This window comes from Faecalimonas umbilicata (assembly GCF_004346095.1).
Classification (GTDB): domain Bacteria; phylum Bacillota; class Clostridia; order Lachnospirales; family Lachnospiraceae; genus Faecalimonas; species Faecalimonas umbilicata.
Map to the genome: position 1 here is coordinate 1 of NZ_SLZV01000045.1, position 16188 is coordinate 16188.

The 16188-nt window shown below is 38.2% G+C and carries 21 protein-coding genes; all 21 read right to left on the reverse strand.

Going from position 1 to position 16188, the window contains the following annotated elements; genetic code table 11:
* Window positions 1–215 precede the first annotated feature (215 nt).
* A complete protein-coding gene (locus EDD74_RS14475) occupies window positions 216–407 on the reverse strand; it encodes a hypothetical protein (protein WP_116442185.1) in 192 nt (63 codons plus the stop codon).
* Window positions 408–420: 13 nt separating this feature from the next.
* Window positions 421–660 (reverse strand): type II toxin-antitoxin system RelE family toxin, encoded by a 240-nt coding sequence (locus tag EDD74_RS14480; protein WP_116442184.1) that lies wholly within the window; start codon window positions 658–660, stop codon window positions 421–423.
* 128 nt (window positions 661–788) lie between these two features.
* Window positions 789–1655, reverse strand: coding sequence for a DUF5688 family protein (locus EDD74_RS14485; RefSeq protein ID WP_116442183.1), 867 nt, complete (start codon window positions 1653–1655; stop codon window positions 789–791).
* 272 nt (window positions 1656–1927) lie between these two features.
* Complete coding sequence (locus EDD74_RS14490) at window positions 1928–2239, reverse strand: type II toxin-antitoxin system RelE/ParE family toxin (RefSeq protein ID WP_116442182.1); 312 nt, start codon at window positions 2237–2239, stop codon at window positions 1928–1930.
* Window positions 2232–2510 (reverse strand): type II toxin-antitoxin system Phd/YefM family antitoxin, encoded by a 279-nt coding sequence (locus tag EDD74_RS14495; protein WP_116442181.1) that lies wholly within the window; start codon window positions 2508–2510, stop codon window positions 2232–2234. Before EDD74_RS14495 ends, EDD74_RS14490 begins: the two co-directional genes overlap by 8 nt.
* A gap of 78 nt (window positions 2511–2588) precedes the next feature.
* Window positions 2589–3179 carry a hypothetical protein gene (locus EDD74_RS14500; protein ID WP_116442180.1) on the reverse strand — a complete coding sequence of 197 codons (591 nt, stop codon included), beginning with the start codon at window positions 3177–3179 and terminating at the stop codon, window positions 2589–2591.
* Between the two features lie 113 nt (window positions 3180–3292).
* The gene (locus tag EDD74_RS14505; RefSeq protein ID WP_116442179.1) at window positions 3293–3799 is read right to left on the reverse strand and encodes a hypothetical protein; all 507 of its coding nucleotides are present in this window, start codon (window positions 3797–3799) and stop codon (window positions 3293–3295) included.
* Window positions 3800–3817: 18 nt separating this feature from the next.
* On the reverse strand, window positions 3818–4183 hold the full coding sequence (locus EDD74_RS14510) for a helix-turn-helix domain-containing protein (protein ID WP_243116182.1): 366 nt from the start codon (window positions 4181–4183) through the stop codon (window positions 3818–3820).
* Between the two features lie 241 nt (window positions 4184–4424).
* Window positions 4425–5027 (reverse strand): hypothetical protein, encoded by a 603-nt coding sequence (locus tag EDD74_RS14515; RefSeq protein ID WP_116442178.1) that lies wholly within the window; start codon window positions 5025–5027, stop codon window positions 4425–4427.
* Window positions 5011–5226, reverse strand: coding sequence for a hypothetical protein (locus tag EDD74_RS14520; RefSeq protein ID WP_116442177.1), 216 nt, complete (start codon window positions 5224–5226; stop codon window positions 5011–5013). Before EDD74_RS14520 ends, EDD74_RS14515 begins: the two co-directional genes overlap by 17 nt.
* Before the next feature lie 109 nt (window positions 5227–5335).
* Window positions 5336–5650 carry a hypothetical protein gene (locus tag EDD74_RS14525; RefSeq protein ID WP_116442176.1) on the reverse strand — a complete coding sequence of 105 codons (315 nt, stop codon included), beginning with the start codon at window positions 5648–5650 and terminating at the stop codon, window positions 5336–5338.
* A gap of 17 nt (window positions 5651–5667) precedes the next feature.
* Window positions 5668–5820 carry a hypothetical protein gene (locus EDD74_RS15185; protein WP_165851612.1) on the reverse strand — a complete coding sequence of 51 codons (153 nt, stop codon included), beginning with the start codon at window positions 5818–5820 and terminating at the stop codon, window positions 5668–5670.
* A 681-nt stretch (window positions 5821–6501) separates the two neighbouring features.
* Window positions 6502–7404 (reverse strand): hypothetical protein, encoded by a 903-nt coding sequence (locus EDD74_RS14530; RefSeq protein ID WP_116442175.1) that lies wholly within the window; start codon window positions 7402–7404, stop codon window positions 6502–6504.
* Between the two features lie 257 nt (window positions 7405–7661).
* Window positions 7662–10424 (reverse strand): DUF3991 and TOPRIM domain-containing protein, encoded by a 2763-nt coding sequence (locus EDD74_RS14535; protein ID WP_116442174.1) that lies wholly within the window; start codon window positions 10422–10424, stop codon window positions 7662–7664.
* Window positions 10406–10717 (reverse strand): hypothetical protein, encoded by a 312-nt coding sequence (locus EDD74_RS15275; protein ID WP_174704857.1) that lies wholly within the window; start codon window positions 10715–10717, stop codon window positions 10406–10408. Before EDD74_RS15275 ends, EDD74_RS14535 begins: the two co-directional genes overlap by 19 nt.
* A 59-nt stretch (window positions 10718–10776) precedes the next feature.
* Complete coding sequence (locus EDD74_RS14545; protein ID WP_116442173.1) at window positions 10777–11091, reverse strand: hypothetical protein; 315 nt, start codon at window positions 11089–11091, stop codon at window positions 10777–10779.
* A gap of 20 nt (window positions 11092–11111) precedes the next feature.
* Window positions 11112–12164, reverse strand: coding sequence for a hypothetical protein (locus EDD74_RS14550; protein WP_116442172.1), 1053 nt, complete (start codon window positions 12162–12164; stop codon window positions 11112–11114).
* Between the two features lie 17 nt (window positions 12165–12181).
* Complete coding sequence (locus EDD74_RS14555) at window positions 12182–12880, reverse strand: hypothetical protein (protein ID WP_132038468.1); 699 nt, start codon at window positions 12878–12880, stop codon at window positions 12182–12184.
* A gap of 123 nt (window positions 12881–13003) precedes the next feature.
* Window positions 13004–13537, reverse strand: a complete 534-nt coding sequence (locus EDD74_RS14560; RefSeq protein ID WP_132038469.1) for a hypothetical protein — start codon at window positions 13535–13537, stop codon at window positions 13004–13006.
* A gap of 47 nt (window positions 13538–13584) precedes the next feature.
* Entirely contained in the window at window positions 13585–14655 is a 1071-nt protein-coding gene (locus EDD74_RS14565) for a peptidoglycan DD-metalloendopeptidase family protein (RefSeq protein WP_116442169.1), read from the reverse strand.
* On the reverse strand, window positions 14656–16188 hold a 1533-nt coding region (locus EDD74_RS15190; RefSeq protein ID WP_165919069.1), incomplete at its 5' end, for a hypothetical protein.

The following is a 16188-nucleotide window of genomic DNA, read 5'->3' on the forward strand; positions in this document are numbered from 1 at the left end:
TCCTGGGTGTCCATTTGGACACCTTCTCCCTTTACTTCCTGGGTGTCCATTTGGACACCTTCTCCCTTTACTTCCTGGGTGTCCATTTGGACACCTTCTCCCTTTACTTCCTGGGTGTCCATTTGGACACCCTACTTTTTCCCGCTTTCTATCACTATAAAAGAAGTGACAAAGATACAAAACCTTTGCCACTTCTTTTCCATTCTTTACTATTGTTAATCCCAATTTATTGAATCATGAGAAACTGTACCATGTTTTTCTATACTCTCATTTGCTCTTTTAATTGCCTCTATTTCGTCTGGCAATACCTTTTCTTCTGGAACAAAACGTACCAAAATCCGAAAAATTGTTTCTGTATCACTTTCATCGATTAAGTCAATTAATCCTTTTAATAGTTCTCTGCTCATACTCATTACCTCCCTATATCCTTTTATATGCTTCTCCTCTTGGCAATACATCTTTAATAATTAAGGTATCATTTCTTACTGAGAAAATAACTCGCAAATCTCCAACTCTTAACCGATACTCTTCTTTGACTCCTTGTAATTTTTTCACATCTCCCGCCGGAAGTCTTTCGATCGCATTCTTCAGCCTTTGCTTAACTGCTCGATCCATTCTGCCGATATGTTTTGCAGCTTCCTTTTCATATTCGATTTTCAAGTGACTGCCTCCTTTTTCATTTTATCATCTTTTCCTTACAAAGTCTATTTTTATCGCTAAAATAAAGTTTATCCACTCTATCATATGTAGGGTGTCCATTTGGACACCCTACATATGATGTCTTTTCCCTAATACATAATTTTCTTTCTTTCTCTGTCATACAAATATGCATGATTTTCCAACACTTCTTCTCTTTTCAGTGCTGTGGAATTAATTTGCTTAATCATACAGTCTAACGATTCTTTATCTGCACTGCTTTCTCTCACAATAATACATTCGTGTACACTACATGGTATAATGTAGAAATTCCCATTTAGCCTTTCTGCTATTTTTTCTAAAACACCGTCATATAAGATTGTTCCAGCCCCATTTATTTCTGATACATTCCTCAAAACATACATTTCATCTGATTCTGTTTCCTGCCCAATGCTACTTTTAATAATTGTTCTCATATCAATAAATTCTGAAGGAAGTATCCGTGGTGTATTTTCTTTTGCAATATCATATACTTCCTCCTCACTAATTTTTAACATATCCAATAAAGATGAAGTAATATTTATACTTCCTGCTACTTCTTCATCCTCTAATAAGATATAGAATACAAGCGCTAAATCAAGTACATCTTTATAGACTATTTGTTTTAAAAATTCTTCATTGCCCTTTTTCTTAACCAATTTAAAAACTATTTTATCTTTCATATGTTCCCAGTTGCCATTCAGTAATTTTTTTTCTAGTCTAAACACTGTTTCTTCAAAACTGTTCTGTACAATATTTTTCATCTCCTCTACCTGTTTTTCAACTTCTTCTATATTCCTGATATTTTCATCGAAGTACACAATTGGCGCTACTGGAATATCGCCTTGCTGAAAAACAATTCCTCTTTTCCTCGCTCCATTATTTTGGATTTTCTCTTTGATGCTTACTCGAATTCCCGCCTTTTCCATCTCTCTCTGAATTTTCTCAAGTACCTTTTGTTCTGCTTCTCTTTGTTTCATTTTTGTTTCTCCTTTGCTTTGCTTTTTTCTTATTACAATTATATTATAATATATCTTTCATACTATGTCCGCTTTTTACAGTAAATCAACATCAAGCTTTTTCTTTTTTATGGATTTAACTATTGTACTCAAAACAATTTCACTATATAATTAACATTAGCTTTTCTTTGTTTATATAGTAAATAAGGCAGAACAATCATCCTATAAAATATGATTTGTTCTGCCTTATTGATTTTCTTTTTTATTCTATTGTACTAATTTCAAATTTAATCTTACTCTAACAATCGTCTATAGTTTCTTTTCGCATATAATACACGAGCCACCGTAACTAACTTCTTTTCTTCATCTACCCAGTACAATATCAAATAATTCTGTACCAGTATCTTACGGTACTCATGTTTTAATGGCCGGATCGGCTGGTAACTTGGATTTGCATACGGAAATGCCGTCACTTTTTCTGTAGCCTCAACTAACTTCACAGCAAGATTATTTGCTGCATCCGGATTCTTCAGTTCCTGGCTGATATACCGAATAATATCAATCAGATCCTGCCTGGCAACAGGTAAATATTCTAACTTATACAACCTCTTCCCCTCCGGCAGCTAATTTCATTGCTTTCAGTACATCTTTGGAAGAGTACCGCTGATCGGTCAGTTCTGCTTCCCTCTCTGCTTCCTGTAGCTTAAAATATACCTCACTGTCAAACTGCAGATTTTCAAATGCCTCCATGCTTAGCACAACCATATCCCCATATCCGTTTTTTGTTAAAAAAACCGGCTGGGCTGTTTCATGAACAGTTCTTGAAATATCTGCAAAATTATTTCTCAGATCTGAAACTGGTCTAATTATATTCATAGAATTTCATCCTCCTGTCTTTTTCTTCTATTTTATCATAATTACGCTAAATTATCAATTGTTACTTAATGGCATAATCTAGAAATTATTCAGATATTCCATAATCTCTTCATACCTTTCTGCCATTACCTTTTCCCCCTCATATATCGGATCATCTGCATGACCGTTTTTCAAACCATATATTTCAATTTCCGAAACTGCTTGAAAATCTGCCATGTTTCCATTATTCTTTAAATACACTAAATATAAGCGGAAACTTCCATCTAAATTTTTGAGAACAATATATTGATAGTGGTATTGATGTGTGCTTGTAATCAAATCAGGTTTATTCTCTGAAAAATATTCTTTCATATCTGTTGCCAACTGGATACATATATCTTTCTTTTCTACCGTCAATTTACTCACACTTCGATCTGAACGGATTAGATATACTTCGTCCAGATTATTTTCATCAGCAATATGAATCTGAATTTCTTGTATCCCAATCTTCAGATTTGTATTGTCAGCAGTTTTTCGAAAAACTGGTACCCACCCCATTTCCAGTTCTGGTACTCTTTTATATTCGTATTCTTTTTGTTCGTAAAATACAGAATAACTTAATCCTATAATTGAAATTGTCAATGCCATTACCGACACGACTACCGAAATAATTGATATAATTGGTAACATCTTTTCCTCTCTTGCAATTTTGATTTGTCATATACCTCCTTTTTGCTTTCAGTATATGACATTTCCTCTTCACAGAAATATTCCGAATTTCGGAACAATTTATTCGCATGGAGTTATATTCCCCGCAATGTGTTTTCCAGGTTACTTCGGGCTTCTCCAAGATCCTCCGCTTTTCTTTTTTCTTCTTGTTTTCTCTGTACCTCATTCAGCATTAGGATTCGTTCATAAAGTTTCCTGATCCCCTGCAAATATTTCCATAAAATCACAATGAAAAATACAGTGAAAACTATAGTTATCATCGCCAGTAGATAGATCATCATTCGGATCCACTCTCCTTTGTTTCCGTAAAAACTTATAAAATAATACGATGCCTTTCCCATTAGAATCAGAAGTTCTTTCCACACACCCATCCAGATAGAAATAAGGAAAGAGATTGCAAATATCCCAAACACATTTTTCTTGTGTTCATATGCTGTTTTTGTCTGAATATATTCAAAGGATAATGCCGATGTGCTTAACTGTTCCAACGTTTTTCTCTCCTTCAGGTACTTCTCAAATTTTCTCTTCTTACGTTCCTGAAATGAAAAAAACATGATAGTTTCCTTAGAGTATTTTTTCATTTTCAATCTTCTCCTATCTCAAGAATCTGTTCCATAATATTTAACAAGTGCTTCTAATTGCACCAGAAGCTCCCGTTGCTTTGCTTCCGGCAGAGAATGGAAGGAAAACAGCATACTGGCTTCTAAACATGAAAGTCTGGCAGAATTACAGACCGGTCGGATTTCTAACACCTCATCTGCTGACAGATTGTATAACTTTGCCAGAATTGCAAAGGTATTCAGATCCGGTTCTGCAACATTATTTTCATATCCGGATAAAGATTTTCGGTGAATCCCAGTCAGTTCCATTACTCGTTTCTGAGTGTACTTTTTATTTTCTCTTGCTTTTTTAAGAGTCAGTCCGATATCTTTCATGTCATTTCCTTTCCCATCCTCTTTCTCCAAACAGGCTTCCAGGTTACAAATTCATTACGCGCTGCCTTGCACCTGATCTAGAAAATCCTTGATTTCTTCATACACCATACTTTCTTTTTTCATTAATTCCTTTAACAACAACGGTATCTTTTCGTAAACTTCCTTCCATTACAACATTTCCAATTTCCCCTTTCAGGAGAAGCAGCAGCTTCTCCTGCATTCAGTTTCAGAGGTAATACCTGTTGTGATATATTGTAAATTCCTTACGAAATCATAAGGCTTTTTCAAGGTCAGACATCGGCTGCATCTGCTCTGTTGCTGCAAACTGCAAATACCGTCTGGTGGCTGCCTTGCTGCGTAATTCTATCCAGAACACTTCTAATTCTTCTCCAGTGTTTCTTTTCACGATGCAGGCTGCATTCCTAGGAATCATTTTTGTAATGCAAAGAACTTCGTTTTTCTTCACTCCATGCTCCTCCGGTAAAAGTAACTGGACCTGATCGCCTGCCTGATACTTTGCTTTCCTGCGGCTTCTCTCTTCTCGTCTGCATTTCTCACAAAGCCCTTTTTTTAAGTTCTCCTCTTCCTCATAACCGCCACATTCTTGGCATTTCTCCATTTCTCCTAAACAGTCTGGGCAATACGAAAGGAGTTTCTCTGGATTTCCCACATATTTTAGTAATGCAGGTTTTCCACACTTCTGACACCTTCCCTTCTTCCTTCCATACATCACTTTTAACTCCGTTTCATTCAAATCTGTCAGATCCGTCCACCCTTGTTCCAGAAGTTCCTTTCTTCGCTCTCTTGTGCACTCCTCTACCAGTTGTTCATATCTGTTCTTCTCTTTATCATACCGCTCAAAGAATTTTTTCATCTTTCCATTCCCCTCTTTCTTCCACCGGGAAATATTTCCCAAGGACAATCCAGAAACCGGTCGCATGTACAGCTTTTTTTAATTCCTCTCGCCCCCACTCTTTTTCAAGTTCTTTCATTTCCTTTTCATAAGGTACCTCCAGAAGCGCCAGCGTTGCCACACTCCTGATCTTCTCCAAAATCTCCATTGTCATTTCCATCTTTATTTCTTTCCCTCTTTCCCTTTCTCCCCGTCTTGCCGCTAGGTCAGCTTTTTGTTCTTTCTCTTTCTTTTGCCTATGAACACTTTTCCTATTAGCCGAAATACTTCTATGTAAAAATTGTCCCTAAATTTTTATATCTCCACATTGCAACCGCTAACCCTTCTGCACTTCTCACAAGATACCCATTGATTGCACTATGGTAATTTTCTTTTTTATCAAATTCATATAAACGACTTTCGCAATCATTCAGTTTAACCATATGAATTTCTGTGTGATCATTCTCTGCAATCTTTCTACCGTTGTATTTTTCATTGTTGAAGACCTCTTCAGCGATTGGAACGAATACAGAGGCTACATCGTCAAAAATTCCATATTCGTATTGACAGTGGACATATACGTTGCCGCCTGCCAAAATTTCCATTGTTCGCTCATCATAAGCTACTTTCGAAAGCAGCTAATGATAAGAAACTCATTTCCTTTTTCCAGCTCTACTAACGTGTACCCATATGTCACTAGAAAATATCCTTTCTTCCTATATTCTTTTATCAGTTTCTGTAACTCTTTTTTATTTTTTACCCAAATCCTTTTCATCTGTTTCCACCTCTTTTTCTCTCTTCTTTATACTATTATTATAATATATTCATCTTATTTTTTCTCTTTTTCTACGGTAATAGCGACTCCTCTTTTTCTTTTTTATGGATATCATAAAACTTCTTCTTTTCATTCCGTATCGGATAAAAAATTCACTTTCGTTTCCATGACTTGCTTTTTGTTCCTTTTATTTCGGAACAAATTTCAGTTAAATTCCTAAGAATATACAATTCTGTATTATAGTAAATAAATAATTATAAATAAGATAAGATTTACTCCACCTGAAAACCCTCCTACAACAGCTTGTTTTTAGGGCTTTCCAGATTTTCCACATGTAGCAAAATTTGAATCCTTTTCTGAAAAACTGTCCCACATTTTGAAAGTTCTCCATCCACATCTGCACAAAACTTGAAACCATTTCAGATTTCTACATTAAAATTTGAAAACATTTGTCGGCTGCAGGCTCCTGTCAGTACTTCTGCTGATGTCACTTTTGTATTTACGTCTTTGATCCACACAGTTTCTATCCTATCTTTCTCTATTTTCCCTAAAAAAAGCACAAAAAAAGACCACTGGAAATCTTTTCCCCTTCCAGCCGTCTGCTCTGTGTCAGATAATTCTTACTTTATTTTCGTTTTTCCTACGCCAACAAGACTGTCTTTTTTGGCAGTCTTTGTATCCTTATGCAGTTACCATTCCCAGCTTTTCTCTGAAAATTTTATGGAACAGCGATGCTTTTAACCGCTTCTTCCACCTTCTCTTTGCTACAACATTCACATTTAAAATTTCCAACATCTCTGAGAAAATATTTGTCAGATCCATCCCACTAGATAAATATTCCTTCTGATACAAGGAAATTACATTGCAGATATCCCTTGTTTCCTTCGGATCCACTTCCTTAATTCCCGTCCGTCGACACATTGTATGTACAGTCCGCTCAATCTCTTCCTGTTTCTCAAATGCCGTCGTTCTCTTTGCAAATGGTCTCCGCAGATAAATATGATACATCCCATCTTCCAGTTTGATCTGAAAATAAAGTTTTAACATCTGCAGATAGTTCTGCAATGTACGTACACTGATCTCCAGGATTCCTTTTACCCTCTTTCCGCCCTCCATATGGTCCGCATACTTTTGAAAAAATTTCTTTCTGCCAATTTTATGCGCACGAAATTTACCTGCCAGATTGATATTTAAAAGATCCATTGCCAGTAGCTTCTGCTTCGGTTTTAACTTTTTCCAATTCCGATCAGAAAAAATCGGGTGGTTTGTGCTGAGATATTTTACACCTCCAGCCTTATAATCTTCTTCCGTATACATCGAAAAATCATTGCCACAAAAAGTGATATCGTAATCGTCTTTTCCCTTTTTGACCTCAATCATACCCTTCTCTTCCAAGCTGTTTTTACAGTCATAAAAAGCCTGTACTGACATTTTTACAGATTTCATCATTTCTCTGTAATGCACACCATAAGCTTTTCCCTGTGGGTTTTGTATATGGGACAGTGCGATCAGAAAATCAATCTCATTTCCCGTCAGATTTTTTTGAAAAAAAGTTTTAAATACGTCTAATTTTATCCTTTGCATAACGTTCCTCTTCTTTGTGATTCTTTCAGTTTTTTCGATTACAAATATCGGTTTTGTTGACAATCCATCTATTTTATGTTATGTTTGGATTGCATTTAGGGTGTTACATTTAGTGAGTTAATTTATCCGATATTCTAAAATAGGTCGCTAAACCTCACCTTATTTGTACAGTTTATTTTTCATGCGAAGTATTTCCGGTACTTCGCTTTTTTATTGCACGTTACAGACCTTCCATAAAAAAGAAAAATATTCTATTCTCATAATTGTAATTCATTGACAGGCTGGATTTTCTGACTCTTTTCCATTTCTTTTCTCCCAACACTTTGTAAAAACTGCGTTGTTTTCTCTAACGTCTGCTCTACACTTCTTTGTGTTTCTTTTTGTTCTTTCACAGAAAGCATCTGATATTTTTCTTCCACTTCTATCTGATTTTCTTTTAAAAATGTCTGTAACTCCTCTTTTTCTTCTTGCCGAAAGCTATATTTTTCCAATGAATGATTTACTTCCATCCCCGTTAAAATATAAAGTTCATCTCCGTTTTTCCAGATTCCTTCCAGAGTTTCTTCTCCTTTATATTGGATTCTTGCCACTAATACACCTTGATCGACTTGGTATCCCAGAAGTTCTAGTGTTCCTTTTTGTTCTGGAATTTCCCGTGCCACACCATTCTTTTTTCTGTCTTGCAATATCTGCTCCGCTCTGCTTAAATCAGGTTTTTCTTCTTTTGAAACTCTTCCTTGTGATTCTGTCTGCTCTTTCTTTTGTTCGCCTTCCACTGTATGCTCCCACTGTGCTGTTTGTATATCTTTTTGCATTTTTAGAAGTTGCTCATAAGAAATACGTTCATATAAATTAGGGATTCGTTCCATGACTTCCCTAGCAGAGAAAAACATCGTATTCGTCTTTGTAACAGTTACCGGAATTATCTTTCCATCTGCATCCAGTTCCACAAGCCGATACTGATCTTTCCCATCCCGGTTCCGGAACCCAATTTCCTCTACCTGTTTTGTGCTTTGAACTGCACAGTAATGGATCTCTGGCAGTGCTGCCTTTTCCAGAAAAGGGATGTTTTTTAGTGGCTGGAACTTTCTCATCTTTTCGGTCAGTTCCTCATTCCAATCCTTTTTATGAGGTGGGACGTGAAAGCTGATCTTTTCATCAGCAATCCCATATGTATTCTGAAGGGTTTCCGAAATCTGCTTCATCGCCTTTACTCCACCCAAATCACGATCAAGTGCAAGAAGAATCTCTGCTTTTGGCTCCTCTTTCAACAGATGATACAGCGCTTCTGCTTTCCCAACTCCATTTAATGACAGGTAATCATATGTTTTCAAATCAACTCCCTGTTCTTTCAAAATAGACATCACGCTCATACTGTCAATTACACTTTCCGTTACAATCACTTTGTCTGCATGGTTCCGGAAACAAATGCCTTTTCTTGCATCACTGCCTTCTATATCTCCGGTAAAGTGGACATCACTAAGCGTTCCCCTAAGACATGCCGTTTCTGCTTTTCCATCCGTATCTCTTCCTACAAAAACACAGTTTCCTCTCTGATCCTGATACAGCATTTTCCGGTTTACAAATTCCTGCACAATGTCCGGATCCACATATCTTGATTTTGTTAAGTATGCAAACATCCGGTGCATGTTCTCCCCGCGCGGAGGAAGCTGTGGGCTGTCATATTTTTTTATTTCTTCTCTTGCTGCCGGTAAGGCGCCTGGCGAATAAGTCATCCCCCGCACTCTCCCGGACAACTCCTTTAATGCTTCGTGCAGATCTCCATGATGTACAAAGTCTTTTGCAAATCCAATAATACTGTCCCCTTTTCCAATCCCGGTTCTTCCTGCCACGGAGTTCTGCCAGTAGCAGTTCCGGTTTGGATCGATCCGCACGCTGTCGTGTTCTTTCAAAGAATAATATCTGCCTGCCCTTACCAGCGTATATCCATTTTCTCTTGCATAATCTGTGATCTGTATCTGTTGTTTGATCAGATCCATCAATTCCTGATTTGTCATCTTTGTTTCCTGTCCTTTTCGTTTATTGAAGCCAGGTTCTGTCTGCCGGGTCTCCTGAGATACGGTGTAACGCTCCATGGTCTGTTCTAAGTGCGGCAGTCCCTTTCTTGCCATCTGGTAAAGTTCCTGAAATGTTTGTTGTAAATGGATCTTTTGTCCGCTCTGCTTCCACTGTCCATAAATTTCTGCGATCTCTGTCCTGTCTCTTTTGATCCCCAGAACTCCCTCTGTCATGAGTCTGAGTCCTTCTGTCTGAAACTGAAGCACTTCCGGAGATCTCCGGCTTTCTTCCATCCCCATGACCGCTTTGCTGTAAATCTCTGCCAGGGCAGATAATTTTTCTTCCGGATGCAGATTCTCATGCAGCACAACGTTCCCGCTCTCTGTAAAAATCCAATCCTTTCCAAGATCGAATAAATTCTGGTACCGGATCTGATATTCCATTCCTTCCAGAATTTCAGTCATTCCTTTTACAAGCTGTTCCCGCTCGGTTTCGTGATACTGCCTATGAAAATGCTGATACATTTCTATGGGACATACCGTCTGTGCAACGTCAAAAACTGCTTTCATTCCGTAGCGGGTCTGGATCACACTTTCTATTTCGCCTGCCTGATACTGAATCTGCTCCTCTTTGGTTGCCATTTCCAATGGAACTAACTCTCCATCAATTTTTAAAAGGGTAACTTCCACTGGTACATAAACCTTGATGCCTTTTTCGTTCTTTTTAATGCGGTATGCTTCCTGGTTTTTCGTCCCTTCGGTCGGATGGTTCCATGCCGCATAACTCTGGCAGTACAATGCATTCGGATTGTTGCTGTAAATCATTAAGCTGTTATTTAAGTTATAGCGGTAAAATCGGCTAGAAAATTCAAAAAACTTTTCAATCCTTTCTGGATGTTCGTCCATTCCTTTTAATGTTTGCTTTATAGTGTATTCATAATTTTTCTGATCCCTCTCTGCCTGTGTTACCCATGTCCTCATGTTTATCTGATCCCGTTCCATCCTCTCGTTTCCTCCAAAAATTCTGCTATGGTCAGTTTCTTAGGAAACACCGAAAGTGTTTGCCTATGTTCTTTCCCGATCAGTTCTCTCTGCTTTTCATAAATCTCATGGATTTCTTTCTGTTCTTCTTTTTCCAGTTTCTGCACTGGCTGAAGAACTCTCGGCTCAATCAGTGTTCCAATAGGAGCCATCTCTTCTTCACATTCCACATAGTACAGACTGTTCCATTCATCTTTTGCAATTACTTTTCCTCTATGGTATCCAATTACCAGATAATTTTTTTCTGCTTCCATTCCATTTTTCCTCCTTTTCCAGTCTGATACTAGGTGTCCATTTGGACACCTAGATTTTCTTATCCCATGCCGACCATCTTCTTTCCTTCCATTAGAATTTCAAAAAACACCTGTAACAGTTCCTGGCGCACTTCTGGATAAATTAATGCTGTCAATCCTATGATCGCCAACATACAAAGCAGTATCGTAGCGCAAATACGAATACTTCCGGCAACACTTTTCATTACAAATTTTACTAAATGAGGTTTTTCCAAGATTACTACGTCTTCTGCAATCTGTTCATGCTTTTTGTGTAGCTTCTTTTGCTCTTCTTTCCACTCCAGTTCCTCTCGTACAGCTCTTGCAAGCTCCTTTTCTTTTTTAAATTTTCCCATATCACTATTCCTTTGCAGTTCTATTTTTTCCAACGAGAAAACAGTCCTTTTTTTCGTTCTTTCTCTGGACTGCAATCTTTCACCGGAAGCATTTTTTCAAATGCAGCATTTGTCACATATTCAAATGGATCCGGAGTATATACCGTAAAGTAAGTTCTCTCTGCCTTTTCTTCCATCATTTCTAAAACATCTTTTTTTTCGCTTTCTGAAACAAAGTTATAGACATAATCTACCTCTGTATAATATTCATTCCTAAGAACATTCATTGTCGCATCCATTTCTGAAGCTTTGCTCCCCAGTACAAAAATCCGGATATCTTTTTCAAGGAAAGAAGTCTTATTAAAGCCCTTATCACTGTATGTTCCGAAGTCATACACATAGTAGTCATAGCCTTGTTTCAAAATCTCTACCAGATTCTCCTGCTTATAATACAAATCTACATGTGCGAATGTAATCTTTCCCAACTCCAGATCACAAACGACATCATTAAAAGCCTTTTCAATCTGTTCGACAAATTCCGTATCGTTAACCTGGACATAACATGCCCGATATCCTTTTATTTGTAGATATTTTACAATCTGAAGCGCAAATGTTGTTGTACCCATACGAGCAGTTGCCCCAGTTACACCTATTTTCCTGCCTGCTTTTACTGCTTCTTCCATTTCCTTGAATTGTTCCAGCTCCTTTTGATCCGGATCGTCATAGTATCCCTGCAAACACCGTTCCAGTTCCATTCCCGCTTCTCCAGGATTTGCTGAGAAAACAAAATAAACAATCCCTGCAAACTGTAATTCTTTTATGATACGGCTGTCTGGATCATATCCAGGTGCATATACAATCACTTTCCACCCTTTTGCCCGGACAAGTTTCCTGATTTCATCTGCAAGGACATCCGAAGCATCTGTATACTGTTCAATATCAAAAATAATGTATTCGCCATTTTCCTGTAATATCTGATCCCTCTGTTTCAAAATTGACAGATTCTCAGTTACATATGTAACCTTTTCCCCTTTTCGCTTGGCGGTTTCTGTCAGAAAATATCCCCTACTCTGCACACCAACAAATATAATCATTCTTCTTCTCCTATTATCTATTTCAGTTCATCTATTTTCATTTTTAAACTATCAATATCATTCTCTTTTTCAACAGCTTCCTCTTCCAAATGTTCAATGGTTTCCTGATTTATTAAAATCTGATTTTCTGCTCGAATCAGTGTTTCTTCCCCTTTCTTCTGCTCTGCTTGTGTCAAATATGTTTTTGCTTTTATCTCTTCTTCTTTTTTACTTAAGTCTTCATTTTCCTGAAGCAGTTTTGTGATTTTTTTCTGTATCTCTTCCAATTCCTGATCCGCTTGACGTTTTTGTGCTAACAGACGATCCATCAGGTAGCCTTTTTCATCTTTCAAGGCAAGTTTTTTTGTTTCCTCTACCCGATTTACATTTGTATAAAATTTTTTCATGCTGTCTTCGTTCTCTGTGTTTCCTACTCTCAAGGAAATCTCTTTCCAGTTTTCTGGAATATTCTCAATCCTTAAAATCAGATAATCAGGTTCATCCAGCACCGCTTTTACTTCCAACTCTCCTCCCGTTCGTTCCATTGCACCAAAATACAATTTTTCATCTAATATCTCTCGATTTTGCTTTTCAAAAATAATCTGCATTGCATGATCTTTTTTAGAATATTTCCAGTCTGTCACAGAAATCTGATACACTCCCACCTGATGTTGTTCATAATATTTTGTTGGTGCAACATAATCCTGATTTTCCGGATACCATACTGTAGACGTCAAAAATAACGTGTATCCAGAAATCAATAAAAATAAAAAACACCAAATTGGAAAATTTTTCTGTCTTTGTATTTGCACTAATTTCTCTTTCCAATACGTCAGATGCATTTCCACTTCCCCTTCCTTCTAATCTCCATACTGTATAAAAAATGCAAATCGCATGTCATCTTTATAAGTATCACACACTGCTTTCATCTTCATGGTGTCTATATCTTCTGTCTTGTAGTCTGCATCCAGATATACATTTCGTTCATAGAGATTGATCTGTTGGATACTATCTGGGTGCAAACGAACCACTGTGACCGCTTCCATTCCTTTTCTGGACAGATATGCCTTCAGTTCCGTCTGGAACCGTTCCCAGTCAGGTCTGGAAAGCCATGCAAATGCTTCCGGATTTTCGTCATATCCCTGGAAGGTGATTTGCATTTCCTCCGTATCTTCTTCCCATAACCGGTAATTATCTTCCGGATGATTTGACAGACTGTGTATCATGTTCCGGTCAACAGACTTTTCAGGAGGTGCGGGAGTACTGTCAAAATCTTCCGAGATCCGGTATCCCTCTTTTTCTTTTTTCTTCTCTCCCCAGTCTGTCACTCTCCCTGCCAGTAGTGCAAGAAGCGCTAATACCAATACCAAAAGAATTTTCTTTTTTTCTTTCATATCCTTTTCCATGCAGGGTGTCCATTTGGACCCCCTCCTTCCTTTTGCTATTCCAGATAATCATCCGGATTAACTGCAGTTCCATTTACTTCTACTTGAAAATGCAGGTGAGGACCGGTAGATTGTCCAGTACTTCCGACTTCTCCAATGGGTTGCCCTCTTACCACTTCGTAGCCAGCTTCCACAAGCAGTGCGGAATGATGCATATACTTTGTTACCAGACCATCTCCATGGTCGATTACTACCCATAATCCTGCGCTGTTTGACCAACCTGCAATCGTAACAACTCCGTCATCTGCAGCATAGGTTGTTGTACCCACAGGTGCAGCATAATCATTTCCCTTATGTCCGCCTGTTTCAAATTCTCGGATTTCTCCAAAATAACTGGTTTGTTCTGTCATATCCGGACAAGGATGTGTAAATCTTCCTTTTCCCGATCCCGGCGGCTTTGATGGTTTGGATGGTTTCCCCATTCCAACATCTCCCACACTCATGCTGTTAAATTTATATAAATCATAGCTTGTCATGATGCCGATTACCTTTTGGACATACTGTGAATCCGTGGCATAACCGCTCTCCCAAACTGCTTTTATAAATGCATTCGCTTCATAATGTCCGGTTTTTGGATCTGTCGGACATGCGGTTACACGTTTCACATAAGGATCCATCGTAAATTTGTGTCCCCATGCCTTCATACAATCCACATAATTTGCAAAGGTGGAAAATTCAGCCACTTCTGTTCCCCATGCTTCTTCCGTCTGCATAGATACTGTTCCATTTTGTCCATGACTGGGGGCTTTTTGTCCCAGACAGTTATAGTAAGGAGGATTTGCAAGCTCAGAACCGCCTGCCCCTGCTTCCAGTATCATCTGTCCTAATACCACGGAGGATGGATAATGCGTTTCTGTCTGCATCTGCACTGCCGCTCTTACCATGTCTACGGTAATCCACTGTGGCAGCCCTGCGATGGTTTCCGCATTGATTTCAGACCCGCCTTTTTTATCTCCTTCAATCATGTTCATTGTCATATCAATCGCTCCGGCAATCATGATCAATGCAAGCAGTATCGGCACGCAACTGAAGAAAAGTCCATACAGCCATTTCTTTGCTTTTCCCATCTATGCTCCTCCTGCAAACAACCTCTCTTCTTCACTGGAAAGATAAACATTAAACTCGATATTCTGATCTCCACTGATACATAAGATAGTCTCTCCTCTCTGTAGCCGTGGGATCTGTTCTTTCTGAGAAAATGTTAATACATTTTCAAATACTCTCTCTATGATAGGAAGTGTATTGCTATCCTGGTGGAAAATAAATTTATACTGTGCCAGTTCAAAAATGGATTTCAATTTATCAATGCTTTCTACCGTACTGCCTTCCGGAACATAATCACGAATACTTTGACTGGCAAGCCAGATTGCTCCAAAATACTTGGGTGCTTCTCTCAAATAAATTCCCAGCAGCTCCAGCGCAAACAACTTGTTCGCATTTACCCATCTGTGACTTTCGTCAATATAAAGAATAAAATGTACCACATCTTTTAATGCAATCTTTTTCTCTTCCCACAGCTTTTTCATGACACTACCGTTAGTGATTGCATCATCCCAGCTGAGCGAAAGCAGATTAAACAGTTGCAAGTCAAAGATCTCCGGTGACAAATCCTTGATCTGTGTAAGATTGTAAGATACCACCTTGATATCGGACATCTTATCGATTGATGTCCACCCATTAAACATATACCCATATGTTTCAATCAACATTTTAATCTGTTTCCGGTTTTTCTCCAGATTCAGTAAGCGTTCTTCTACCAATACCTTTTTTAATGTCTGGTATTCCTGTCGGCTTAGTTCCTCTGTTGTTTCCTCAATCAGCTCAAGCAGATCCTGAAGCCGAGGATATGTTTTCGCAGAAAGCCCTGTAATCTGTTTCCCCTCCCCCGGAAGCAACTGAAACCGTCTGTACAGTTCCTGAACAATTTCCTGGAAAGAAACGATTTCCTGTATATCAGCCTGTGGGTTAATAAACTGGTAAGACGTTTTTAATTTTGACATATGCCTTGCAAAGCTGGTATGTTCCGTGTCTCCCGCACGGAATATTTCTAAAAAATTAATAATTCCATCTGTTCCATCCATGTTCAGGACACGTCCTCCCAGCCGTTTCACCAGTTCTGAATTTTCTCCGGTAATATCAAAAATTCTTACAAAATCACCTCGAAGTGCTCTGGATTTCATTCTTTTCTTCATTAAAGTGGATTTTCCAAAACGCTGTTTTCCAAACAACACAGCCGATCCATTTACACGTATGTCGCTCCTCGTAAATTCATCAAATAAGATATTTCCACCACATTTACTATCCCCTAAATAGTCTCCATAATCATCTTCCAGTGAACTGAAATGAAACGCATTTCCCGCCGCAAGCAGGGATGCCTTTAGCGGGAAACCAGTGATTGCATGTGGCTCTTTCACCTGTTTTGTTGCACTCTGATATACACTTTTCCAATCCCGTTCCGATTCATTCAGAAAAACTGCCGCCCGGTAGTTATCTGCTTCTAAATTCTTTATCCAATGTGTCGTAAAACCCCTTGCTTTAGCTATGGGGATATAAGACACTTCCATCGAATTTACGTAAGTAATTGAAGATGGAACAAAAAT